We start from the raw sequence: 20,599 nt of genomic DNA, 5'->3' as shown, positions 1-20,599 counted from the left end.
TGTGGGATCGGACCGGTGGCGGTCCCGACAGATCCTGACTGGCAGAGCCTCTTGATCAGGGGTAGCTTCCCCCGTGGGGGACCTTCGGCCCTGGAACGCCTGAGCGCCGCGGTGATGGAGTCGGGGGCGTGCTTTGGTGGGGCCCGCTGTGACCGAGGAGTAGTTGATGCGCCTGACCGACCCTCGTGCGACCTTGCTGTGGGTGTCGCGGTGAGCACCGTTCGGCCGACCGGCCCGTCCTCCCCGGCGGTCACGCAAATGACCGGGCAGGGACGCAACCTCGCGTTGGCGACCTGGACGTTCGCGATCAACTTCTGGGCCTGGAACCTGATCGGGCCGCTGTCCACGCCGTACGCCGCCGCGATGTCGCTGTCCAGCACGCAGACCGCGTTGCTGGTGGCCACGCCGATCCTGGTGGGGTCGGTCGGGCGAATACCGGTCGGCGCCCTCACCGATCGTTATGGCGGCCGAATGATGTTCATCATCGTCTCGGTCGCGTCCATTGTCCCGGTCCTGCTGGTCGCCTTCGCCGGGTCCATCGACTCCTATGTTCTGTTGCTGATTTTCGGCTTCTTCCTGGGTATTGCCGGGACCACCTTCGCCGTGGGTATCCCGTTCGTCAACGCGTGGTACCCGCCGGCCCGCCGCGGTTTTGCCACCGGAGTTTTCGGCGCGGGAATGGGTGGGACGGCATTGTCCGCCTTCTTCACCCCGCGTTTCGTGAATTGGTTCGGCTACGTCACCGCGCACCTGATCATCGCCGCGGCGCTGGCCGGCACGGCGGTGCTGGTGATGGTAGCAATGAAGGATTCGCCCAGCTGGAAGCCGAACACGGCCCCGGTGATCCCCAAACTCAGGGCGGCCGGCAAGCTGGCCATCACCTGGCAGATGGCGTTCCTGTACGCGGTGTGCTTCGGCGGCTTCGTCGCCTTCAGCACCTACCTGCCGACCTATCTCAAGACCATCTACGACTTCTCCGCCACCGACGCCGGGACCCGTACCGCGGGGTTCGCGCTGGCGGCGGTCGTCGCCCGGCCGATCGGCGGGATCCTGTCCGACCGGGTCGGTCCCAAGGCGATCGTGTTGACCTCGCTGATCGGGTCCGGGGCGCTGGCCGCCGTCGAGATCACGCAGCCGCCGGCGGAACTGGCGGCGGGGGCGTCGTTCGTCGCGCTGGCCTTTTTCCTGGGCATCGGCACCGGCGGGGTCTTCGCCTGGGTGGCGCGGTCCGCGCCGCCGGAGAAGGTGGGTACGGTCACCGGGATCGTCGGCGCGGCCGGGGGTCTGGGCGGGTACTTCCCGCCGTTGGTGATGGGGGCGACCTACGACTCGACCGGCAACGACTACACCGTCGGTCTTGCGCTGCTCGTGGCCACCTGCCTGGTGGCGGCGATCGTCACCGCCTGGCGGCTGCATGTGCGGCCGGCCGGCGCGAGCCCCGGAGGGAAGAATTGAACGCCGGAACCGACGGTCCCGTCGCCGATCTGCTGCTGCGCAGCGGTCGCTTCTTCACCACGGGTGAGGTGTCCGCCGACCGGCGCACCATCACCAAGTCCGGCGGACGCGAGGGCGACGTCTTCTACCGGGACCGCTGGAGCCACGACAAGGTGGTGCGCTCCACGCACGGGGTGAACTGCACCGGTTCCTGCTCGTGGAAGGTGTACGTCAAGGACGGCATCATCACTTGGGAGACGCAGGAGACCGATTATCCCAGTGTCGGTCCCGACCGGCCGGAGTACGAGCCGCGTGGCTGCCCGCGCGGCGCGGCCTTCTCCTGGTACACCTACTCGCCCACGCGCGTCCGCTACCCGTACGCCCGGGGCGTGCTGGTGCAGATGTTCCGGGAGGCCCGGACCCGGTTGGGCGACCCGGTGCTGGCCTGGGCCGAGATCCAGGACGATCCGGAGCGTCGCCGCCGCTACCAGCAGGCCCGCGGCAAGGGCGGCCTGGTCCGGGTGAGCTGGGACGAGGCGTGCGAGATGATCGCCGCCGCCCACGTGCACACCATCAAGCGCTACGGGCCGGACCGGATCGCCGGCTTCTCGCCGATCCCGGCCATGTCCATGGTCTCGCACGCGGCCGGCTCCCGGTTCGTCGAGCTGATGGGCGGGGCGATGACCTCGTTCTACGACTGGTACGCCGACCTGCCGGTGGCCTCACCGCAGGTGTTCGGCGATCAGACCGACGTGCCCGAGTCCGGGGACTGGTGGGACGCCTCCTATCTCATGCTGTGGGGCTCCAACGTCCCGGTCACCCGGACCCCGGACGCGCACTGGATGGCCGAGGTCCGCTACCGCGGCACCAAGGTCGTCACGGTCAGTCCCGACTACGCCGACAACACGAAGTTCGCCGACGAGTGGATGCCCTGCGCGGCCGGCACCGACGGCGCGCTGGGCATGGCCATGGGGCACGTCATCCTGCGGGAATTCCTGGTGGAGAAGCGCACCCCGTTCTTTGTCGACTACGTCCGGCAGTACACCGATCTGCCGTTCCTGATCGCGTTGGAGGAGCGGGACGGGGCCTACGTGCCCGGCAAGAACCTGACCGCCGCCGACCTCGGGGACGAATCCGAAGGCGCGGCCTTCAAGCCGGTCCTGGTGGACGGCCGCACCGGCGAGGTGGTCGCGCCCCACGGATCTCTCGGGTTCCGTTATACGGACTCGGGGGTGGGCAAATGGAACCTGGACCTGGCCGGGGTCGTGCCGCAGCTGACCGTGCTGGCCGATCCCGGCGAGTCGGTGCCGGTGCTGCTCACCCGGTTCGACACCCCGGACGGCCGGGCGGCGGTGCTCACCCGCGGGGTCCCGGTGCGCCGGGTGGGGGACCGGCTGTGCTGCACGGTGTTCGATCTGATGCTGGCCCAGTACGGGGTCCACCGGTCCGGGCTGCCGGGCAGCTGGCCGGCCGGATACGACGACGCCGCCGAGCCCTACACGCCGGCCTGGCAGGAGCCGATCACCGGGGTGTCCGCGGCCCAGGCGATCCGGGTGGCCCGCGAGTTCGCCCGCAACGCCGAGGAATCCGGCGGCCGCTCGATGATCATCATGGGCGCCGGGATCTGCCAGTGGTTCCACGGCGATGCCACCTACCGGGCCATCCTGGCGATGTTGATCCTGACCGGGTCGATGGGTCGCAACGGTGGCGGCTGGGCCCACTACGTCGGCCAGGAGAAGTGCCGGCCGATCACCGGTTGGGCGACCATGGCGATGGCTAGCGACTGGGTGCGCCCGCCGCGGCAGATGATTGGCACCGGTTACTGGTACGCGCACACCGACCAGTGGCGCTACGACGGGTACCGGGCCGACGCCCTGGCCTCGCCGCTGGGCCGGGGCCGGTTCGCCGGGATGCACACCATGGACGTGCTGGCCGCATCCGTGGCCATGGGGTGGATGCCGTTCTTCCCCCAATTCGACCGCAGCAGCCTGGATCTGGCCGACGAGGCGGCAGCCGCCGGAGTGCCGGCGCCGCAGTACGTCGCCGCGCAGCTGGCGTCCGGACAGCTCAAGCTGGCCGTCACCGACCCGGACGACCCGGGCAACTGGCCGCGGGTGCTCACCGCCTGGCGGGCCAACCTGCTCGGCTCGTCCAGCAAGGGCAACGAGTACTTCCTGCGGCACCTGCTCGGGACGACCTCGAACCTGCGGGCCGACCCGACACCGGAGCCGTTGCGGCCGCGGGACGTCACCTGGGTCGACCGGACACCGGCGGGCAAGCTCGATCTGATGCTGTCGCTGGACTTCCGGATGACCTCGACCACCCTGCTCTCGGATGTCGTGCTGCCCGCGGCCACCTGGTACGAGAAGGCCGACCTGTCCTCCACCGACATGCACCCGTACGTGCACGCGTTCAGCCCGGCCATCGACCCGCCGTGGGAGACCCGGTCGGACTTCGACGCGTTCCACACCATCGCCCGGGTCTTCTCCCGGCTGGCGGCCACTCATCTGGGCGTGCGGCAGGACGTGGTGATGACGCCGCTGCAGCACGACACCCCGGGGGAGACCGCCTACCCGCACGGCACGCAACGGGACTGGCGGGCCACCGGGGAGGTGCCGGTGCCGGGCCGGACGATGGGGCAGATCGCCGTCGTCACCCGCGACTACCCGGCGCTGGCCCAGCAGTGGGAGACGTTGGGTCCGCTGGTGGACACCCTCGGGGTGACGACCAAGGCGGTCACCGTCATCCCAGATCGGGAGGTCGGCGAGCTGGCCGCGCGGCACGGAGTGATGGATCACGGGGCCGGAGCGGGACGCCCGGCCATCGACACCGCGGTGAAGATGGCCGACACCATCCTGGCCCTGGCCGGCACGACCAACGGCCGGCTGGCGGTCGAGGGTTTCCGGCAGCTGGAGCGGCGGACCGGACGCCCGCTGGTGCACCTGGCCGAGGGCAGCGAGGAGAAGCGGATCAGCTACGCCGACACCGCCGCCCGCCCGGTCCCGGTGATCACCAGCCCCGAGTGGTCGGGCAGCGAGACCGGCGGCCGGCGCTACGCGCCGTTCACCGTGAACGTGGAGGAGCTCAAGCCCTGGCACACCCTCACCGGCCGCATGCACTTCTACGTCGATCACGACTGGATGGAGGAGCTGGGCGAGCAGTTGCCGGTGTTCCGGCCGCCGCTGGACATCCAGGGCCTGTTCGGCGAGCCCCGGATCGGCGACACTACCGAGGGTCTGGGCCTGTGCGTGCGGTACCTGACCCCGCACTCCAAATGGTCCATCCATTCCGAGTACCAGGACAACCTGTTCATGCTCTCGCTGTCCCGGGGCGGGCCGACCATGTGGATCAGCGGCGCCGACGCCGCCAAGATCGGGGTGGCCGACAACGACTGGGTCGAGGCGGTCAACCGCAACGGGGTGATGGTGTTGCGGGCCATCGTGTCCCACCGGATGCCCGAGGGGGTGGTCTACGTGCACCACGCCCAGGAACGGACCATCGACATGCCGCTGACCGAGACCACCGGCACCCGGGGCGGCATTCACAACTCGCTGACCCGGTTGCTGGTCAAGCCCACCCATCTGGCCGGCGGCTACGCCCAGATGTCCTTCGCGTTCAACTATCTCGGGCCGACCGGGAACCAGCGTGACGAGGTCACCATGGTTCGCCGGCGCTCGCAGGAGGTGCAGTACTGATGCGTGTGATGGCGCAACTGGCCATGGTGATGAACCTGGACAAGTGCATCGGCTGCCACACCTGCTCGGTGACCTGCAAGCAGGCCTGGACCAACCGGTCCGGGGTCGAGTACGTGTGGTTCAACAACGTGGAAACCCGCCCCGGGCAGGGCTATCCGCGCACCTACGAGAATCAGGACCGCTGGGAGGGTGGCTGGGTCCGCGACTCGCGCGGCCGGCTCCGGCTGCGGGCCGGCGGGCGGTTCAAGAAGCTGCTGAACATCTTCTCGAACCCGAAGATGCCCTCGATCGAGGACTACTACGAGCCCTGGACCTACGACTACGAGAACCTGACGACCGCGCCGCTGGGCGAGCACATGCCGACGGCCCCGCCCCGCAGCCTGCTCTCCGGCGAGCCGATGAAGGTGACCTGGTCGGCGAACTGGGACGACAACCTCGGCGGTTCTCCGGAGATCCTGGCCGGTGACCCGGTGCTCGCCCAGGTCAGCGACAAGATCAAGCTGGAACTCGAGCAGGCGTTCATGTTCTACCTGCCCCGAATCTGCGAGCACTGCCTGAACCCGTCGTGCGTGGCGTCGTGCCCGTCCGGGGCGATGTACAAGCGGGCCGAGGACGGCATCGTGCTGGTCGACCAGGACAAGTGCCGCGGCTGGCGGATGTGCGTGTCCGGCTGCCCCTACAAGAAGGTGTACTTCAACCACCGGACCGGCAAGGCCGAGAAGTGCACGTTCTGCTACCCGCGGATCGAGGTGGGTTTACCCACCGTGTGTTCCGAGACCTGTGTGGGCCGGCTGCGCTACCTCGGGCTGCTGCTGTACGACGCCGACAAGGTGCTGGCCGCCGCCTCGACCGAACGCGAGCAGGACCTGTACCAGGCCCAGTTGGACCTGCTGCTGGACCCGTCCGACCCGGCCGTGGCCGCCGCCGCCCGGGAGAACGGCGTCACCGACGAGTGGTTGGAGGCCGCGCGCCGATCGCCGGTGTACGCGTTGATCAAGCAGTACCAGGTGGCGCTGCCGCTGCATCCGGAATACCGCACCATGCCGATGGTCTGGTACGTGCCGCCGCTGTCGCCGGTCGTCGACGCGATCAGCCGGGAGGCGCACGACGGCGAGGACGTGGACAACCTGTTCGGTGCGATCTCGGCGTTGCGCATCCCGATCGAGTACCTGGCCGGGTTGTTCACCGCCGGCGACACCGCGCCGGTCGACCGGGTGCTGCGCACGCTGGCGGCCATGCGCGCCTACATGCGTGACCACAACCTGGAACGCGAGCCGGACCCCTCGATCCCGGCCTCGGTGGGGATGAGCGAGGAATCGATGTACGAGATGTACCGGCTGCTGGCGATCGCCAAGTACGAGCAGCGGTACGTCATCCCGACCGCCTACGCGGCCCAGGGCCATCGGCTGGAGGAGTCGGTGACCGATTGCGCGCTGGACTTCGACGGGGGGCCGGGCATGTACGACTCCGGCCCGTTCGGCGAGGCCAGCGGGTCACCGGTACCGGTCGCGGTGGAGACGTTCCAGGCGTTGCGGGAACGGCAGACCACCGAGGAGCTCGGCGTGCGCGGGGGCCACCGGTCCCGGGTCAACCTGCTCAACTGGGACGGCAAGGGGACCCCGGAGTCGATGTTCACCCCGCGGCCCGGCTCGCCCCGGGCGACCGGACGCGAGGAGCAGGCATGAGACTGCGCCGCCGAGAGACCGACCGAACCGCCGACCGCCGGGTGATCTGGCAGTCCGCGTCCCTGCTGCTGGCCTACCCCGACGAGGCCTGGGTCGACCGGTTGGCCCTGGTTCGCGCGGCGATCCGGGCGCTGCCGCCGGCCGCCGGAGAGCCGTTGCGTCGCAGCGTGGACCGGCTCGCCGAGCAGCCGACGGTCGACGCCGCCATCCGGTACGTCGACACGTTCGACTGGCGCCGCCGGCGCACGCTGTTCCTGACGTACTACACGGCCGGTGACACCCGCGGCCGCGGCGTGGCCCTGCTGGAGTTCGCGTCGGCCTACCGGGCGGTCGGGGCGGTCCCGCCGGCCGGTGAGCTGCCCGACCATCTGGCGGTGGTGCTCGAGTTCGCCGCCACCGTCGACGAGGACGCCGGGTACCGGCTGCTCGCCGACCACCGGACGTCGATCGACCTGCTGCACGAGGGGTTGCAGGCCATGGACTCCGCGTACGCGGACGTCGTGCAGGCGGTGGCCGCGACGCTACCGCCGCCCGGCGAGCAGGACCTGCTGCTGGCCCGCCGGTTGATCATGCAGGGTCCGCCGGCGGAGGCGGTCGGCCTCGACCCGTACCCGCTGGCCGGGCCGGCCGCCCCGGCCGGTCCCCGGTCCGGCCCGGTCGACCTGCTGCTCGGCCCGAACCCGAGATTTGCCGCTGGGAAGGCACTGTGATGAGCGCCGGGGCGCTGTTCTGGTCGATCGTGCCGTACGTGACGATCGCGATCCTGGCGGTCGGGCTCTGGTGGCGCTACCGCTACGACAAGTTCGGCTGGACCACCCGCTCCTCCCAGCTGTACGAGAGCAAGCTGTTGCGGATCGGCAGCCCGCTGTTCCACTTCGGCATCCTGGTGGTCATCGTCGGCCACGTCATCGGCCTGGTGATTCCCGAGAGCTGGACCCACGCGGTCGGTCTGAGTGAGACGGCCTACCACGTGCAGGCGGTACTGCTCGGCACGATCGCCGGCGTCTGCACGCTGGCCGGGGTGATCATCCTGGTGTACCGGCGGCGCACGAAGGGTCCGGTGTTCATGGCCACCACCCGCAACGACAAGCTGATGTACCTGGTGCTGGTTCTGGCGATCGTCGCCGGCCTGGCCACCACCATGGTCGGCTCGGGCATCGTCGGGGAGCCGTACAACTACCGCGAGACGGTGTCGGTCTGGTTCCGGTCGATCTTCCTCCTGCGGCCGGACGGCGCGGCGATGGCCGGTGCCCCGCTGAGCTACCAGCTGCACGCGATCATCGGCCTGGCGCTGTTCGCTCTCTGGCCGTTCACCCGGCTGGTCCACGCGTTCAGCGCGCCGGTCGCGTACCTGTTCCGCCCCTACATCGTCTACCGGTCCCGGGACGCCGGCCGCCCCGGCAACCCGGTCGGCTCCCGGCCCAAACGTCGAGGATGGTGACACCCAATGTGCAGTTACTGCGGCTGCCGCAACATCCCGATGATCGCCAAGCTCAGCAAGGAACATGAGGACATCGCCGCCTGTGCTTACCGGCTGACCGCTGCCCACCGAGACGGTGACGTCGAGGCCGGCCGGGCCGCCGCCCACGAGCTCGCCGGCAAGCTGCACCCGCACGCCCGGCGGGAGGAAAACGGTGTGTTCGCCGAAATGAAAAAGGACGACCTATTCACTGAGCACATCGAGGAACTGTGCGCCGAGCATGACGAACTCGACCGGCACATCGATGCGATCGTGGCCGGTGATTTGTCGCACGTGCCCCATCTTGTGTTGCTTCTCAAGAGTCATATCGATCGAGAAGAAAATGGTCTCTTCCCGTCCGCGTTGGCCTACTTGTCCGATGACCAGTGGGAAAGCATTCACAGCCCTACCCTGATGCAGGACTGAGCCGCATCGGACCAACGGTCGACGGGTACCTTCCTGCCGGTCCAGGGCCGCAGCCACTGCCCGGGTCGCCGTAGCAACGGAACGGATCTGGGTGTTTTGGTGATTGAGTTTGTCAAGGCTGGGTGGCCCCAGCTCGTCAGGTTGGGATGGCCCCAGGCGGATGCCGGCCGGGGGCTGTCAATCGTTGGATGAATCCATCGCGTGATGTACTGTCTGATGCGTGGAACTTCTCTCGCATGCCCCGGTGTTGGCCCGGTTCGGGCACGCGCTGTCGGATCCGACGCGGGTGCGGGTGTTGTTGGCGTTGCGGGAAACGCCGGGTTATCCGGCGGAACTGGCTGAGCTTCTCGGGGTTTCGCGTCAAAGTCTGTCGAACCATCTTGGGTGTCTGCGTGGTTGCGGGTTGGTGGTCGCGGTGCCGGAGGGCCGGCGCACCCGGTATGAGCTGGCTGACGGCAGGCTTGGGCACGCGTTGACGGACCTGCTTGGGGTGGTCCTCGCGGTCGACCCGGCGCATTGCGCGGTCGACTCTGATGGGTGCTGCTGATGGCCACGGTGCCGTTGTCGTTGCCGTCGGCGGGTCCGGATGCGGCTCGTCGAGCGGTGTTGTCGCGGCGGATCCGGTGGTTCGTGACGGCCACGATCGCCTACAACGTGATCGAGGCGGTCGTTGCGATCAGCGCCGGCACGGTCGCGTCGTCGTCGGCGCTGATCGGGTTCGGTCTGGACTCGGTCATCGAAGTGACATCGGCGGCCGCGGTGGCGTGGCAGTTCGCCGCGAAAGACCCGCAGGCCCGGGAACGGACCGCGCTGCGGATCATCGCCTGGTCGTTCTTCGCGCTCGCCGCCTATGTCGCCTTTGACGCGGTCACCTCGCTGTTCGGTGACACGCAGGCTCGCCATTCCACGGTCGGGCTGATACTTGCCGCGGTGAGCCTATTGGTGATGCCCTGGCTGTCCTGGGGGCAGCGCCGCGCCGGCCGGCAGCTCAACTCACGGTCCGCGGTGGCGGACTCCAAGCAGACACTGTTGTGCACCTACCTGTCGGGGGTGCTGCTGGTCGGTTTGGCGTTGAACTCGCTGCTGGGCTGGTCCTGGGCGGACCCGATCGCCGCGCTGGTCATCGCCGCGGTGGCCGTCAAAGAAGGCCGGGATGCGTGGAAGGGCGACGCCTGCTGCGCCCCGACACCGGCTGATCGAGCCGTTTCCGCTCCGATCGCGGCCGCCGGTGAGGTGGCCGGCTGTGGCGGCGGGTGCGATTGCTGCCGGTGACCCGGCAGCAGTGGGTCAGCTGGCGAGTTGGGCGGCTTTGGTGTGGGCGAGCCGGAAGGATTGGGTGCCGGTCTCAATGATGTTGCCACCGAAGGTGAGCCGGTCCACGATCGCGGCGCAGAGCCGCGGGTCGGTGAACGTCTTCGTCCAACCGGAGAAGGACTCGTTGGAGGCGATGGCGACGGAGTTCTTCTCCTCGCGTTCGGTCAGCACTTGGAACAGGAGTTCGGCGCCTCGCTTGTCGAGTTCCATATAGCCGAGTTCGTCGATGCAAAGCAGGTCGACACGGCCGTAGCGGGCGATCGTCTTGGCCAGGACCCTGTCGTCGGCGGCCTCGACGAGCTCGTTGACCAGCTTGGTCGCGAGCGTGTATTTCACCCGGTACTCGTTCTCCGCGGCGATGGTGCCCAATGCGATCAACAGGTGGCTCTTGCCGGTGCCGGAGTCACCGATCAGGCACAGCGGTTGCCCGGTGTGGATCCAGTTGCAGTTCGCCAGGGTGTGGATCGTGGCCGGGTTGATGTTCGGGTTCGCCTCGAAATCAAAATCGGCCAGCCACTTCTCACGGGGAAACCCGGCGGCTTTGACCCGGCGGATCGAGCGGCGCCGGTTCCGGTCGTCGCACTCGGACAACAACAGCTCGGCCAGGAAACCTTGGTAGGTGAGTTGTTCCTTCTCCGCGACGACGGCCAGGTCCGGGACCAGGCCGCGGACCGTCGGTAGCCGGAGTTGCCGGCAAGCCTGATCGATCGCCGCGGCGGCGGCCTGCTCGGTCAGTCCCCGACGTCGACGTAGTGGCTGATTCATGACACGTTCCCCTTCTGCGCGGCGACATCAATGGTGGTGGTGGTCTCGGTCGGTGTGATGCGGCGCCGGATCAGCAGCTCGTCGTACTCAGCGACGGACGGCAACGGCCTGGAGTCTGTCGGTAGCCCGGCGATGACCGCAGCCGGATCGGCGAGCCGGCGTTCGGTCAGGCTGACAACACGTTGCTCAACGCCCGCGTTCTGATCGACGGGATGGTGCCGTTGGCCGGCCCCACCCGCTGCGGTCTGGTGTTTGCGGGCCTCGACAGCGACGACGTCGGCGTTGCTCGCGCCGACCGTGAGGGCGGCCTGCAGACCGGCGACGACATCGGCATGGGTCATGTGCCGGTGCAACAACAACACCTCGATCAGTTCCCGGGTGCCCGCCGCGTCGCCGTGAGCTTTCCGGGCGGCCGCCCAGAACGCCTCGTGCACGGTGGTGAACGACCCGTTCGCCCGGGCCGGGACCAATGCCGTCGCCCCGGGCAGGGCGCCGGGCTTGAACCGCAGCACCTCCAGGTAGTGATCCAGGACCAGCACCTGGGAGCCTTTCCGGCTGGACCGTTCGTGCCGGACGAGCTGGGTGCGACCGTCGAACACGATCACCTCGTTGGACCGCAAGATGACCCGGACCCGCCGGTTGATGAACCGGGCCGGGACCGAGTACTGCACGTTGCGGACCATGATCCGGGCGTGCCGATCGACCCGCGGGTTCATCGTCAGGCCCGGTTCGAACACCTCCACGGGCAACGGGTGCAGCATCTGTTGCTCGATGGCGAACATGTCACCGACGGTGCGGACCTGTCCGCTGATTCGGCGGTGATCATCGGCCCGGTCCGCCTTCGCGAGCCGGACGTTCAGCTCGGCCAACGAGGCCACTTTCGGGACCGGGACGAGGTGGTTGCGGCGGAATCGGCCACCCTCACCCTCGACTCCACCCTTCTCGTGGGCGCCGTCCACGCCGGGCATGCAGTAGAACGAGTCGAACTGGTAATGGGACCGGAACAGCACCCATCGGTCGTTCTCGGTCCGCCGTCGGTTGTTCCCAAACAGCACCGTCGTGACTGCGGACTTCAAGTTGTCGTACTTGATGTGCTTGACCGGGATCCCGCCCAGCTCGGTGAACGCGTCGATGTGACCTTCCAGGAACGCCTCCTGCGACTGGGTCGCGAACACCCGGTGGACCGCCCGACCGGAGAAACACAGCCGCAGCGTGAACAAGTAGCACTTGGTCCGCCCGGCCGGCAGGTCCACCCACAACTCGGCGAAGTCGACCTCGGCCTCCGCCCCGGGCTGATGCGTTTGTGCGATGAAGACCTCAGCGACCGGCCGCCCGGCCTCGGCGTTGATCTCCGGGCGCCGCTGCGCCACATACGCCCGGACCGTCCCATAGGTCAGATCCGTCGCGCCGTGTTCGTCGACCAACCGGTCCAGGATCCGTACCACCGTGTGGCGCTGCTTCCGTGGGGCCGTCAGATCCGCCCGCAACATGTCATCGATCGCCGCCGCGAACGGGGTGATCTTCGTTCGCTTCCACACCCGGCGGGCCGGCGGCGGTGGAGTCGCGGACGCCAACGCTTGGCGCACCGTGCGCCGATGAACATGGTGACGTTTGGCCAGCGCCCGCACCGACAGGCCCTCGATCCGGGAATCACGTCGGATCTGCTCGAACAGCACCACTCTGGACCTCATCCCAGTCCTCCTGACCGGTCGGCATCCGCAGATGCCGATCACGATCAGGTGGGGCCACTCAAACCTGACACAAGCTGCCCGGCGAGTCGCAGGTGGGGCCACTCAACAACGACATTCCCCGGACAAGTGGGGCCACCCAAACCTCACACACTCAGGTGATCTTGCTGGGTTGGTCAGGCGGTCACGTGGAGTGGCCGGTGGGTCTATCGCATGAACGGTGTTTCCGGCGGTTTCCATTAGTAGGTCTCTGCTGCTGGGAATCGGTCGCTGAAGGTGATCGCGAAGGCGTTCAGGGCCGGTTTCCATCGCATCGTCCATCGTGCCCGGCCGGCGCCGGTGGGGTCCAGTGATCTGGTGACCAGGTACAGGCACTTCATCGCTGCTTGTTCGGACGGGAAGTGTCCGCGGGCCTTGATCGCTCGCCGGTAGCGGGCGTTCAAGCTCTCGATCGCGTTGGTGCTGCACAGCACCTTGCGGATCTCGACGTCGTAGTCCAAGAACGGGATGAACTCGGCCCAGGCGTTGTCCCACAGCCGGATCACCGCCGGGTACCGGGCACCCCATTTTTCGGTCAGGTCATCGAACGCAGCCCGCGCCGCCGTGGCATTCACCGCGGTGTAGATCGGTTTGACGTCGCGTTTGAGCTCATCCCAGTACCTGCGGGAAGTCAGCCGGAACGTGTTGCGGATCAGATGGATGATGCACGTCTGCACGATGGCCTGGGGCCAGACGTTGGTCACCACCTCGGGCAGTCCCTTGAGCCCGTCGCAGACTACGAAGAAGGTGTCTTTCACACCCCGGTTCCGCAGGTCGGTGAGCACGCTCATCCAGAACTTGGCGCCCTCACCGCCGGTCCCGGCCCACAACCCCAGGATGTCCCGTTCCCCGTCCAGGCTGACCCCGATCGCGGCGTAGAACGGGCGGTTCCCGACCTGCCCGTCCCGAACCTTGACCACGATGGCGTCGATGAACACCGCGGCGTAGATCTCGTCCAGGGGCCGCACCGCCCATTCGTTCATCTCCTCGATGACCTTGTCGGTGATCCGGCTGATGGTCTCTTTGGACACCGACGCCCCGTAGATCTCGGCGAAGTGGGCGCTGATCTCCCCGGTGGTCAAACCCTTGGCGTACAACGACAACACCACCTCATCGACACCGGACAACCGGCGCTGCCGCTTGCGCACGATCTGCGGCTCGAACGTGCCGGCCCGATCGCGCGGCACGTCGATCTCAACCGTGCCGGCAGCCTCGGTCAGGACCGTCTTGGCCCGGGTGCCGTTGCGGATGTTGCCCGACCCGGCACCGGCCGGGTCGTGCTTTTCATACCCGAGGTGCTCGGTCATCTCCTCGTTCAGAGCGGTCTGCAGGACCGCCTTGGTCAGCTGCTTGAGCAACCCGTCCGGGCCCGTCAACGACAAGCCCTGTTCCTTGGCCAGCCGCACCAGCTCCGCAGCCGCCCGCTGTTCGGCCGACTCCTCGACCGGCTTCTTCCTAGGCACACCATTGAGTGTCGCGGTCATCACGGCACCTTCCCCGCCGAGCAACGCCCAGCGTGTCAGGCCAGAAACACCGTTTGTTGGACAGTCCCTGGCCGGTGTCCTTCGCGGCGTAGTTCGGCGTCGAGATCGAAGGAATACGTGCCGTAGAAGTTGATGTGGTCGTGCTGCGCGGGGTGAGGTGGGCGGCGATCTCGTCGTCGACGTCATGTCCTTCCATGCGGAGGGCATCGAGCGCGTCGGCGAGGTAGGTGGTGGTCCACAGCACGCAGGCGTTGGTCACCAGGGTCAGGCACAGGGCCTGGTCGATCTGGTCGTCGAGGTGCCGTCGGCGGACGTGGCCTTGGTGGGCGAAGAACAGGTCGCGGCGCAGCGCGTGCAGGCTCTCGCCCTTGTTCAGCTGACGCCGCACCCGGCGACGGAGTTCTTCGTCGGCGACGTAACGGCAGACGTAGATCGTGCGGATCAGCCGGCCGTACTCGTGCAGCGCCCTGGCCAGGCTGGATTGCCGACTGCTGGCGTGCAGCTTGGCGATGAGCAGGCTGGCGGTGGTGTGCCCGAACTTCATCGAGCCCACCAGGCGGAGCATGTCGTTCCAGTGCTCGGCGATCAGCTGGGTCTGGATCGGTTGGCCGAGCAGCGGTCCGGCGTGCGGGTAGCGGGCGCGCCAGGTCGATGCTGCGCCGAGGCGGTAGAGCTGTAGGCGGCCGATGTCGCGGATGCGTGGGGAGAACTGCAACCCGGCGAGGTGGAAGATCGCGAACGTCGCCAGCGTTTGGCCGGCGGTGTCGACGGTGTGCTCGCCGAGCGGCAGATCGGTGGGGTTGCCGAAGATCTCGTCCAGCACGGCGACGGCTTCGCGCCAGGTCGTCGGGATGACCTTGGTGCCGTACGTGGAGTGTTGATCGGAGACGTGGGTGTAAGTGGTGGTGCCCTCGTCGAGGAAGTACCGGGACAGGGCGCGGGCGGTGAGGCTGCGGCCGCGCTGCGGGAACCGTTGCCCGTCGGACGAGGACAGGGTGCCGCCGCCCCACAGGGCAGCGAGTGGATTCGCGTGGTGGGCGTTGACCAGCCGGGTGTTTGCTGCGCGCAGCGTGTCTTGCCGCAGGTACCACTGGGAGGTCCAGGCCAGTTGGTCTTCGGAGATGCCGGAGGCGTCGGCCATCCCGGCGTAGCCGAGGTTGCAGGCGTAGGTGATCAACGCCGCGTACAGGTTGCGGCGCAGATCAGGGTTGCGGGGCTGGGCGCCGCCGGCATGGGTGAACTCCTGGCTGAACCCGGTCATCTGGTCGACCTCGATCAGCAGTGCCGGCAGCTGCACGCGCGGTAGCCGGGTGGCACACGCCGCGGCGAGTTCGTCCGCTGCGGCCGGGACCTGCTCAGCGGCGAGCGGCGACACGATCAGATCACCGTCGTCGCCGAGGCGGGCCAGGCCTTCGGCCGAGGGGTCGGCCAGCACGGCCTCCAGAGAGGCGATCGCCGAGTGCAGTTCGCCGTCGAGTCGGTCGAGTTGCCGGTGCGGGTTCGCGTCGGCTCCGGTGAGGGTGCAGAAGTCGTCGCGTTGGACGGCCCACCGCTCGACCGGCAACAGCAGGGCGGCGGGGTCGGTGTACCGGCGTGAGCCGGGCACCCACAGGTCACCCGAACGCAGCCCGGCCTGCACCCCGTACAGCACGGCGAGTTCCCAGTAGTGCCGGTAGGCCGCGCCGCGGCCCTGTCCGCGGGTCGCGTCCAGGTAGTCGCGCCAGCGGGCCGGGACGAATGACGTCGCCTCCGCCGTGGCCGCGTCGTCGGGCACCATGCTTCGTCCGGCCGTGTTCAGCTCCCGCAGCACGGCGACTGCGTCGAGCAGGGACCTGACGGCCGGGCTGGCGGTGTTGCCGGTCAGCGGCAGCGACGCAATCACGGCTGGGGTGAAGGTGCGCAGGTATTTGTAGCGGGCGGCGAGCAGATCGAAGTGGCCGTGGTCGCGCTGCTCGCGTTCCCCGGCGGGCCGGCGCGCAGCGACCAGACGCGGCATACCGACCCGTTGGCGCACCAGGCGGCCGGCGGCGGCGTCGGCGACGCTCGGATCGGCCAGCACGTCGAGGATCTCATCGAGCAGCCGGGCGCGGTCGGCTTCGGCCTTCGCGCGGTCGACCAGCCGCTGCGACAGCTCGTGCCGGGCGCGGGACTCCGCGCCGGCCAGGGCCTGGTCGAGCAGTTGGACCAGCTCGTCGAGCACCTCGACGTAGGTCTCGGCGAGCGTGGCCAGCAGCACCGGATGCCGGCGGTCGACATCGGCACGCTGCAGGGCTTGGTTGGTGGAACGCCGGCCGATCTCGGCCAGCAGCCGGCGCCGGCCGGCCGGCAGCCGGGAAAGGTCCAGGGTGTCGGCGCCGTGCCCACGCAGGAATTCCAGCTTGTCGATCTCGGCCTTGAGCACCTCCGGGGTCGCGGCCGTCGCGCCGCGGCGCAGCCAGGTCAGCCGGGTGATCCCCAGATCCGGGTCGACGTCGAGCAGCCCGTCGAGCTGTCGCGGCCGAGGCGGGGACAGCAACGGCCGGAGACGGTGATAGGTCTCCGCGCGGGCGGCATCACGCGCGGACGCGACCCGCCGGGCCAGCGCGTCGACCGCCGGCCGGACGATGTGTTCCCCGCGTAGCCAGTCGCAGGCCATCTGCAGCAGCAGCGTGGGCGCGTCGTGCTCCAACGCGCGGGCGAGCAGGAACTCATCGAGCTGTAGACCGTATCGGGTTTCGTAGACAGGCAGATGGCTTGCCCGGGTCATGGGACCTGAGGAGAATGAGTGGGTTCGACACGTCGCCGATTCACCGATGAATACAAGGGCCACGCCGTAAGGTTGGTGCTCGATTCGGGCGATTCGATCGCTGAGATCGCCCGGAGCATCGGTGTCCACGAAATGACGTTAGGGAAATGGGTGAAGAAGGCCCGCGACGACGGCGAGGAATCGCAGCGGCCGCTCGACGAGGACGAGCGCGCCGAACTCGAACGACTCCGCAAAGAAGTACCTCGACTGCGCATGGAGGCTGAGTTCGCAAAAAAAGTGGCGGCCTGGTTCGCGAAAGACCAGCAGTGATCTTCGCTGCTATCGCGGACTGGGCCGATGCCGGCGAGTTCCCCGTCGAGTTCATGTGCCAGCAGCTGGGCGTGTCCCGTTCCGGGTACTACGCGTGGCGGACCCGGCCGGTCAGTCACCGGAAGCTGACCGACATCGACCTGACCAGCCGGATCCGCCGGATCCACCAGCAGGGCCGGGGCAACCCCGGCGTGCGCCGTGTCCGGGCCGGCCTGGCCGCGGAGGGCATCCGCTGCGGCCTGGCCCGCATCCACCGCCTGATGCAGGCCGCTGGTCTGCAGGGACGCCATCCCAAGGCGTGGCGGCGAACCACGATCGCTGGGGCCAAACCGGTGTCGGCGCCCGACCTGATCGGTCGCAACTTCACCGCGCCGGCGCCGGACAAGGCCTGGTGCGGCGACATCACCTACGTCAAGACGTGGACCGGTTGGGCGTACGTCGCCACCGTGATCGACCTGCACTCCCGGATGGTCGTCGGCTGGGCGGTCGCCGACCACATGCGTACCAGTCTGGTCCTCGATGCCCTCCAGATGGCCCTGGACCGCCGTCGGCCGCCGGCCGGGGTGATCTTCCACAGCGACCGCGGAACCCAGTATACGAGTCAGGAATTCGCTGACTTCTGCAGGAAGAACGACATCCGGCGTTCCCTGGGTCGAACCGGGGTGTGCTGGGACAACGCCGTAGCGGAATCATTCTTCGCGACCTACAAGAAAGAACTCATCCACAATCGTCCATGGCCGACAATCAACCAATTGAAAACGGAGACATTTAGCTGGATCGAAGCCTACCATAACCGCACCCGGAGACATTCCACGCTCGACTACTTGACACCTTCAGAATACGAGCTAGGCTATAGGAACATTCACGAACTCGCCGCTTAAGCGGTGTCCACGAAATCGATTACGCTCTAGCTGCTTGCGCTCGCCGGCGGCACACCACCGCCAGCCGAGCCGTGCCAGCACCTGGGCCCGGTGGGTGCGGCGGGTCTCTCCCCGCCAGCCGCCATAGGCCACCAGCAAGCCGGCCGCCTGATCAGGGGCGACCGCCAATGCGGCGGCCAAGCGGTCCAGGGCCGCCACCGGGCACGCGCTCAGGTCGTCCGGGACCCAGCCCAGCCACGGCAAAGCGCACAGCTGCACCATCACACCCAACCGGTTCTCGACCCGGTTGAAGCCCGCGACCCAGGACAGGTCATCGCTGGACAACGTGAAGTAGGTGACCACGTCGGCGACGTCGATCTCGTCCGGCCAACTGCTCAGCCGGGCAAGCTCAGGGTCGGACAGGTAGCGAACCGGCATCTCGCCTCCAGCCGGCTCGGATGGCCGTCACCGCACGCACGCTAGCCAGCGGCCACCGGCACGGGCAAGGTGCCCGTATGGGGATCGTTCAGCGGCACGACGATGGACGGGCGTCAGCATGCACCCGACCGTGCCTTGCGGTGGCTCGCTGGGCCCGCGTCGTGAATGTGGGTGGCGGCGTGCCGTTGCGGCGGGTGCAGGCGCGGCTGTGTGTCAGCTCCTCGGGGTTGCTGGTTTGGCCGATGAAGGGTCAGCGGTGAGGGCGTCGGTGGTGGTCTGCAGGGCGTTGGTCGAGGCGGCGCGGAGGTCGGCGTTTTCGGTGGTCAACTGGCTGTTCTGGGCCCGCAGGGTGCGGTTGTCGGCCCGGAGGTTGTGGTTATGGCCGCGGATGGTGGTGTTGTCGTCTTCCAGGCCGAGGACTCGGGCGATGCCGGTCAGGTTGATGCCGTCGTCGATGAGTTTGTGGATGCGGCGCAGCCGGACGATGTCGGTGTCGCTGTAGCGGCGGGTGCCGCCGGCGGTGCGCTGGGGTTGCAGGAGTCCTTTGCGTTCGTACAGGCGTAGGGCCTGCACGCTCATTCCGGACAGTTCGGCGGCCACGGCGATGCTGTAGACGCCGGTGGTGCCGTCGCTGGCTGGCGGGGGAGGGCTCGGACTGTCATTCACGTTGTCATCCCTTGCCCCTGGCTGCCGACAATGCTATAACAAATCTACACCAGCAGACACAGATCCGTGTGGTTGAGCGAGTAGGTGGCAGGTGGTGATTCCGCGATGGCCGGTCGGGTGGACACGGGGACGGCGCTCAGTGCCGGGGCAGTCGACGCGCAGTTCTGGGCGTTGGTCTGCGAGGACGAGGAGTGGCTGGAGCTGGAGTTCGCCGGGATCGTGAGCGAGCCGGCGGAATCCCGGGTACGGGTGGTGTGTCGGTGGCTGGGACTGGTGGTGGACCGGGCCCGGTCGAGCGGGCGCCGGGGCCGCGCTGATGCGCGGGGCCGGGGGCGCCGGTGGGCTCTGGGCGGGTGGTGGCCACCGGGCGGGCTGCGGCGGCAGCGTTCTCCTCCGGCAGGTGTCCGGTCGAGTTCCGTGGCAAGCGATGAGGGGAGGTCGGTGCGATCGCAGGTGGATGAAGGGATTTGCGTCTGAGTGAGTTGAGTCGTCTGCACGCCCGGCGGGCGGTGCTGGGCCAAGGGAACCGGTTTCAAGTAGGGATGCGGACAACCCGGTGGTATGGACTCGGGCCAACCGCATGCGCGTCGACGGACGATGCGGTTCCACCGGTCCGGTCCACCCATGAGGGCGTGCAACACGGGGCGGCCACCGTTCGGTGGCCGCCCCGCTGTGCGTGTGGGTGCCCGCTGTGCGTGTTGGTGTTCGGCCCGGTGCGTCACGGGCGGTCGGTGACTGATCAGCTGGGGGGTGTCGGCGCGCCGGCCGAGGGTGCGGTCATCGATCCGTTCGGTGGGTGGACGGGCGGTGGTTGCCGGGCGCCGGGCAGAGCGCCGGTGCGCAGCACCATGTCGGCGATGTCCAGGATCGGACGATGGGTGTGCTCGCTGGCTCGGTGCAGCAGCTGGCGGGCCTGGGCCGGGGTCAGGTGGTGCAGGGCGGTCAGGATGCCGGATGCGGCGGCCACCCGCTGCGCGGCGGTCAGCGCGGACGCGACGTGCGGGACCATGTCGCGGGGGTGGGCCCTACCGGTGGTGCGTTCACGGTGGACAAGCGCGACGGCATGGTCGGTGAACACCCCGACCAGAGCGGCGTCGCTCGCGTCGGGGCCATGCCCCCCGGTCCACCGGCACACCAGCACACCGTGGTAGTCCGGCCCACCGCCGGGCGGATTGGTGAAGCGAGCCAGCACGTCTCGGGCGACGGTCTCCACGATGGCGCCGCCGGTTCTGCCCCCGTCCAGCGGTGTTCCCCGGCCCTGGGTCACCACGCTGAACGCCTCGTCGGTCACCGACGGGGCGGTGCCGGTCGTGTCCGGCCACCTCCGCCGGATCCGGTAGGGGCGGCGGCCGTGCTCGGCGATCTGGATCAGACACTCGTCGCACAGGGCGGGCACACACACCGCAGCCAGCTCGGTGAACACCCGGACCGGCTCGGGCGAGGCCTCCAGATGGCGCAGCCCGGCCAACACCCGCCGCAGGGCGACCCGCCCCTGGCCCGGACTGCCGTCATCGGGCGCACCGGCGGCCGACCAGCCGCTTGCCCCGGTCCACCCGATCTCGTTCGCTTGGCTCATCGTCATCACCATCCC

The 20,599-nt window shown here is 68.5% G+C and carries 16 protein-coding genes and 1 pseudogene; 10 read left to right on the top strand and 7 right to left on the bottom strand.

Going from position 1 to position 20,599, the window contains the following annotated elements:
- Nucleotides 1-258: 258 nt before the first annotated feature.
- The 8 genes and pseudogenes from NAMU_RS18180 to NAMU_RS18145 all read left to right on the top strand — a co-directional run bounded on the left by NAMU_RS18180 (nucleotide 259) and on the right by NAMU_RS18145 (nucleotide 9,971).
- Complete coding sequence (locus NAMU_RS18180) at nucleotides 259-1,455, top strand: nitrate/nitrite transporter (RefSeq protein ID WP_015748828.1); 1,197 nt, start codon at nucleotides 259-261, stop codon at nucleotides 1,453-1,455.
- Nucleotides 1,452-5,129 carry a nitrate reductase subunit alpha gene (locus NAMU_RS18175; RefSeq protein WP_015748827.1) on the top strand — a complete coding sequence of 1,226 codons (3,678 nt, stop codon included), beginning with the start codon at nucleotides 1,452-1,454 and terminating at the stop codon, nucleotides 5,127-5,129. The genes NAMU_RS18180 and NAMU_RS18175 overlap by 4 nt, the downstream gene beginning before the upstream one ends.
- Nucleotides 5,129-6,814, top strand: a complete 1,686-nt coding sequence (gene narH, locus NAMU_RS18170; RefSeq protein ID WP_015748826.1) for a nitrate reductase subunit beta — start codon at nucleotides 5,129-5,131, stop codon at nucleotides 6,812-6,814. Before NAMU_RS18175 ends, narH begins: the two co-directional genes overlap by 1 nt.
- Complete coding sequence (narJ, locus tag NAMU_RS18165) at nucleotides 6,811-7,524, top strand: nitrate reductase molybdenum cofactor assembly chaperone (protein ID WP_015748825.1); 714 nt, start codon at nucleotides 6,811-6,813, stop codon at nucleotides 7,522-7,524. Before narH ends, narJ begins: the two co-directional genes overlap by 4 nt.
- An 8-nt stretch (nucleotides 7,525-7,532) precedes the next feature.
- Nucleotides 7,533-8,255, top strand: a pseudogene (gene narI, locus NAMU_RS18160) (respiratory nitrate reductase subunit gamma); the annotation flags it as partial.
- A 39-nt stretch (nucleotides 8,256-8,294) separates the two neighbouring features.
- Nucleotides 8,295-8,699 (top strand): hemerythrin domain-containing protein, encoded by a 405-nt coding sequence (locus tag NAMU_RS18155; RefSeq protein WP_169312518.1) that lies wholly within the window; start codon nucleotides 8,295-8,297, stop codon nucleotides 8,697-8,699.
- Nucleotides 8,700-8,919: 220 nt separating this feature from the next.
- The gene (locus NAMU_RS18150; RefSeq protein ID WP_041369130.1) at nucleotides 8,920-9,246 is read left to right on the top strand and encodes an ArsR/SmtB family transcription factor; all 327 of its coding nucleotides are present in this window, start codon (nucleotides 8,920-8,922) and stop codon (nucleotides 9,244-9,246) included.
- Nucleotides 9,246-9,971, top strand: coding sequence for a cation transporter (locus tag NAMU_RS18145; protein ID WP_015748822.1), 726 nt, complete (start codon nucleotides 9,246-9,248; stop codon nucleotides 9,969-9,971). The genes NAMU_RS18150 and NAMU_RS18145 overlap by 1 nt, the downstream gene beginning before the upstream one ends.
- 15 nt (nucleotides 9,972-9,986) lie before the next feature.
- Here NAMU_RS18145 and istB read toward each other — a convergent pair whose 3' ends face one another.
- The 4 genes from istB to NAMU_RS27595 all read right to left on the bottom strand — a co-directional run bounded on the left by istB (nucleotide 9,987) and on the right by NAMU_RS27595 (nucleotide 16,735).
- The gene (gene istB, locus NAMU_RS18140) at nucleotides 9,987-10,778 is read right to left on the bottom strand and encodes an IS21-like element helper ATPase IstB (RefSeq protein ID WP_015748821.1); all 792 of its coding nucleotides are present in this window, start codon (nucleotides 10,776-10,778) and stop codon (nucleotides 9,987-9,989) included.
- Nucleotides 10,775-12,469, bottom strand: a complete 1,695-nt coding sequence (gene istA, locus NAMU_RS18135) for an IS21 family transposase (RefSeq protein ID WP_015748820.1) — start codon at nucleotides 12,467-12,469, stop codon at nucleotides 10,775-10,777. Before istA ends, istB begins: the two co-directional genes overlap by 4 nt.
- Before the next feature lie 236 nt (nucleotides 12,470-12,705).
- Nucleotides 12,706-13,989: an IS256 family transposase gene (locus NAMU_RS18130; protein WP_015748819.1), complete on the bottom strand. Its 1,284-nt coding sequence runs from the start codon at nucleotides 13,987-13,989 to the stop codon at nucleotides 12,706-12,708.
- Nucleotides 13,961-16,735, bottom strand: coding sequence for a Tn3 family transposase (locus NAMU_RS27595; RefSeq protein WP_015748818.1), 2,775 nt, complete (start codon nucleotides 16,733-16,735; stop codon nucleotides 13,961-13,963). The genes NAMU_RS18130 and NAMU_RS27595 overlap by 29 nt, the downstream gene beginning before the upstream one ends.
- An 18-nt stretch (nucleotides 16,736-16,753) precedes the next feature.
- Here NAMU_RS27595 and NAMU_RS30585 point away from each other — a divergent pair, with 18 nt between their 5' ends.
- A complete protein-coding gene (locus NAMU_RS30585; protein ID WP_015748817.1) occupies nucleotides 16,754-17,044 on the top strand; it encodes a transposase in 291 nt (96 codons plus the stop codon).
- The gene (locus tag NAMU_RS18115) at nucleotides 17,041-17,925 is read left to right on the top strand and encodes an IS3 family transposase (protein ID WP_015748816.1); all 885 of its coding nucleotides are present in this window, start codon (nucleotides 17,041-17,043) and stop codon (nucleotides 17,923-17,925) included. The genes NAMU_RS30585 and NAMU_RS18115 overlap by 4 nt, the downstream gene beginning before the upstream one ends.
- On the opposite strand, the gene NAMU_RS18110 is transcribed toward NAMU_RS18115, so the two are convergent.
- The 3 genes from NAMU_RS18110 to NAMU_RS18095 all read right to left on the bottom strand — a co-directional run bounded on the left by NAMU_RS18110 (nucleotide 17,890) and on the right by NAMU_RS18095 (nucleotide 20,584).
- Complete coding sequence (locus tag NAMU_RS18110) at nucleotides 17,890-18,342, bottom strand: DUF4158 domain-containing protein (protein ID WP_015748815.1); 453 nt, start codon at nucleotides 18,340-18,342, stop codon at nucleotides 17,890-17,892. The two genes, NAMU_RS18115 and NAMU_RS18110, sit on opposite strands and share 36 nt — an antisense overlap.
- Nucleotides 18,343-18,555: 213 nt before the next feature.
- Nucleotides 18,556-19,008, bottom strand: coding sequence for a MerR family transcriptional regulator (locus NAMU_RS18105; RefSeq protein ID WP_015748814.1), 453 nt, complete (start codon nucleotides 19,006-19,008; stop codon nucleotides 18,556-18,558).
- Nucleotides 19,009-19,747: 739 nt separating this feature from the next.
- Nucleotides 19,748-20,584 carry an ANTAR domain-containing protein gene (locus tag NAMU_RS18095; protein WP_169312517.1) on the bottom strand — a complete coding sequence of 279 codons (837 nt, stop codon included), beginning with the start codon at nucleotides 20,582-20,584 and terminating at the stop codon, nucleotides 19,748-19,750.
- Between the last annotated feature and the right edge of the window lie 15 nt (nucleotides 20,585-20,599).

Origin of the sequence: Nakamurella multipartita DSM 44233 (assembly GCF_000024365.1) — a bacterium.
GTDB lineage: Bacteria > Actinomycetota > Actinomycetes > Mycobacteriales > Nakamurellaceae > Nakamurella > Nakamurella multipartita.
This window is presented reverse-complemented; position numbering and strand designations above follow the sequence as displayed.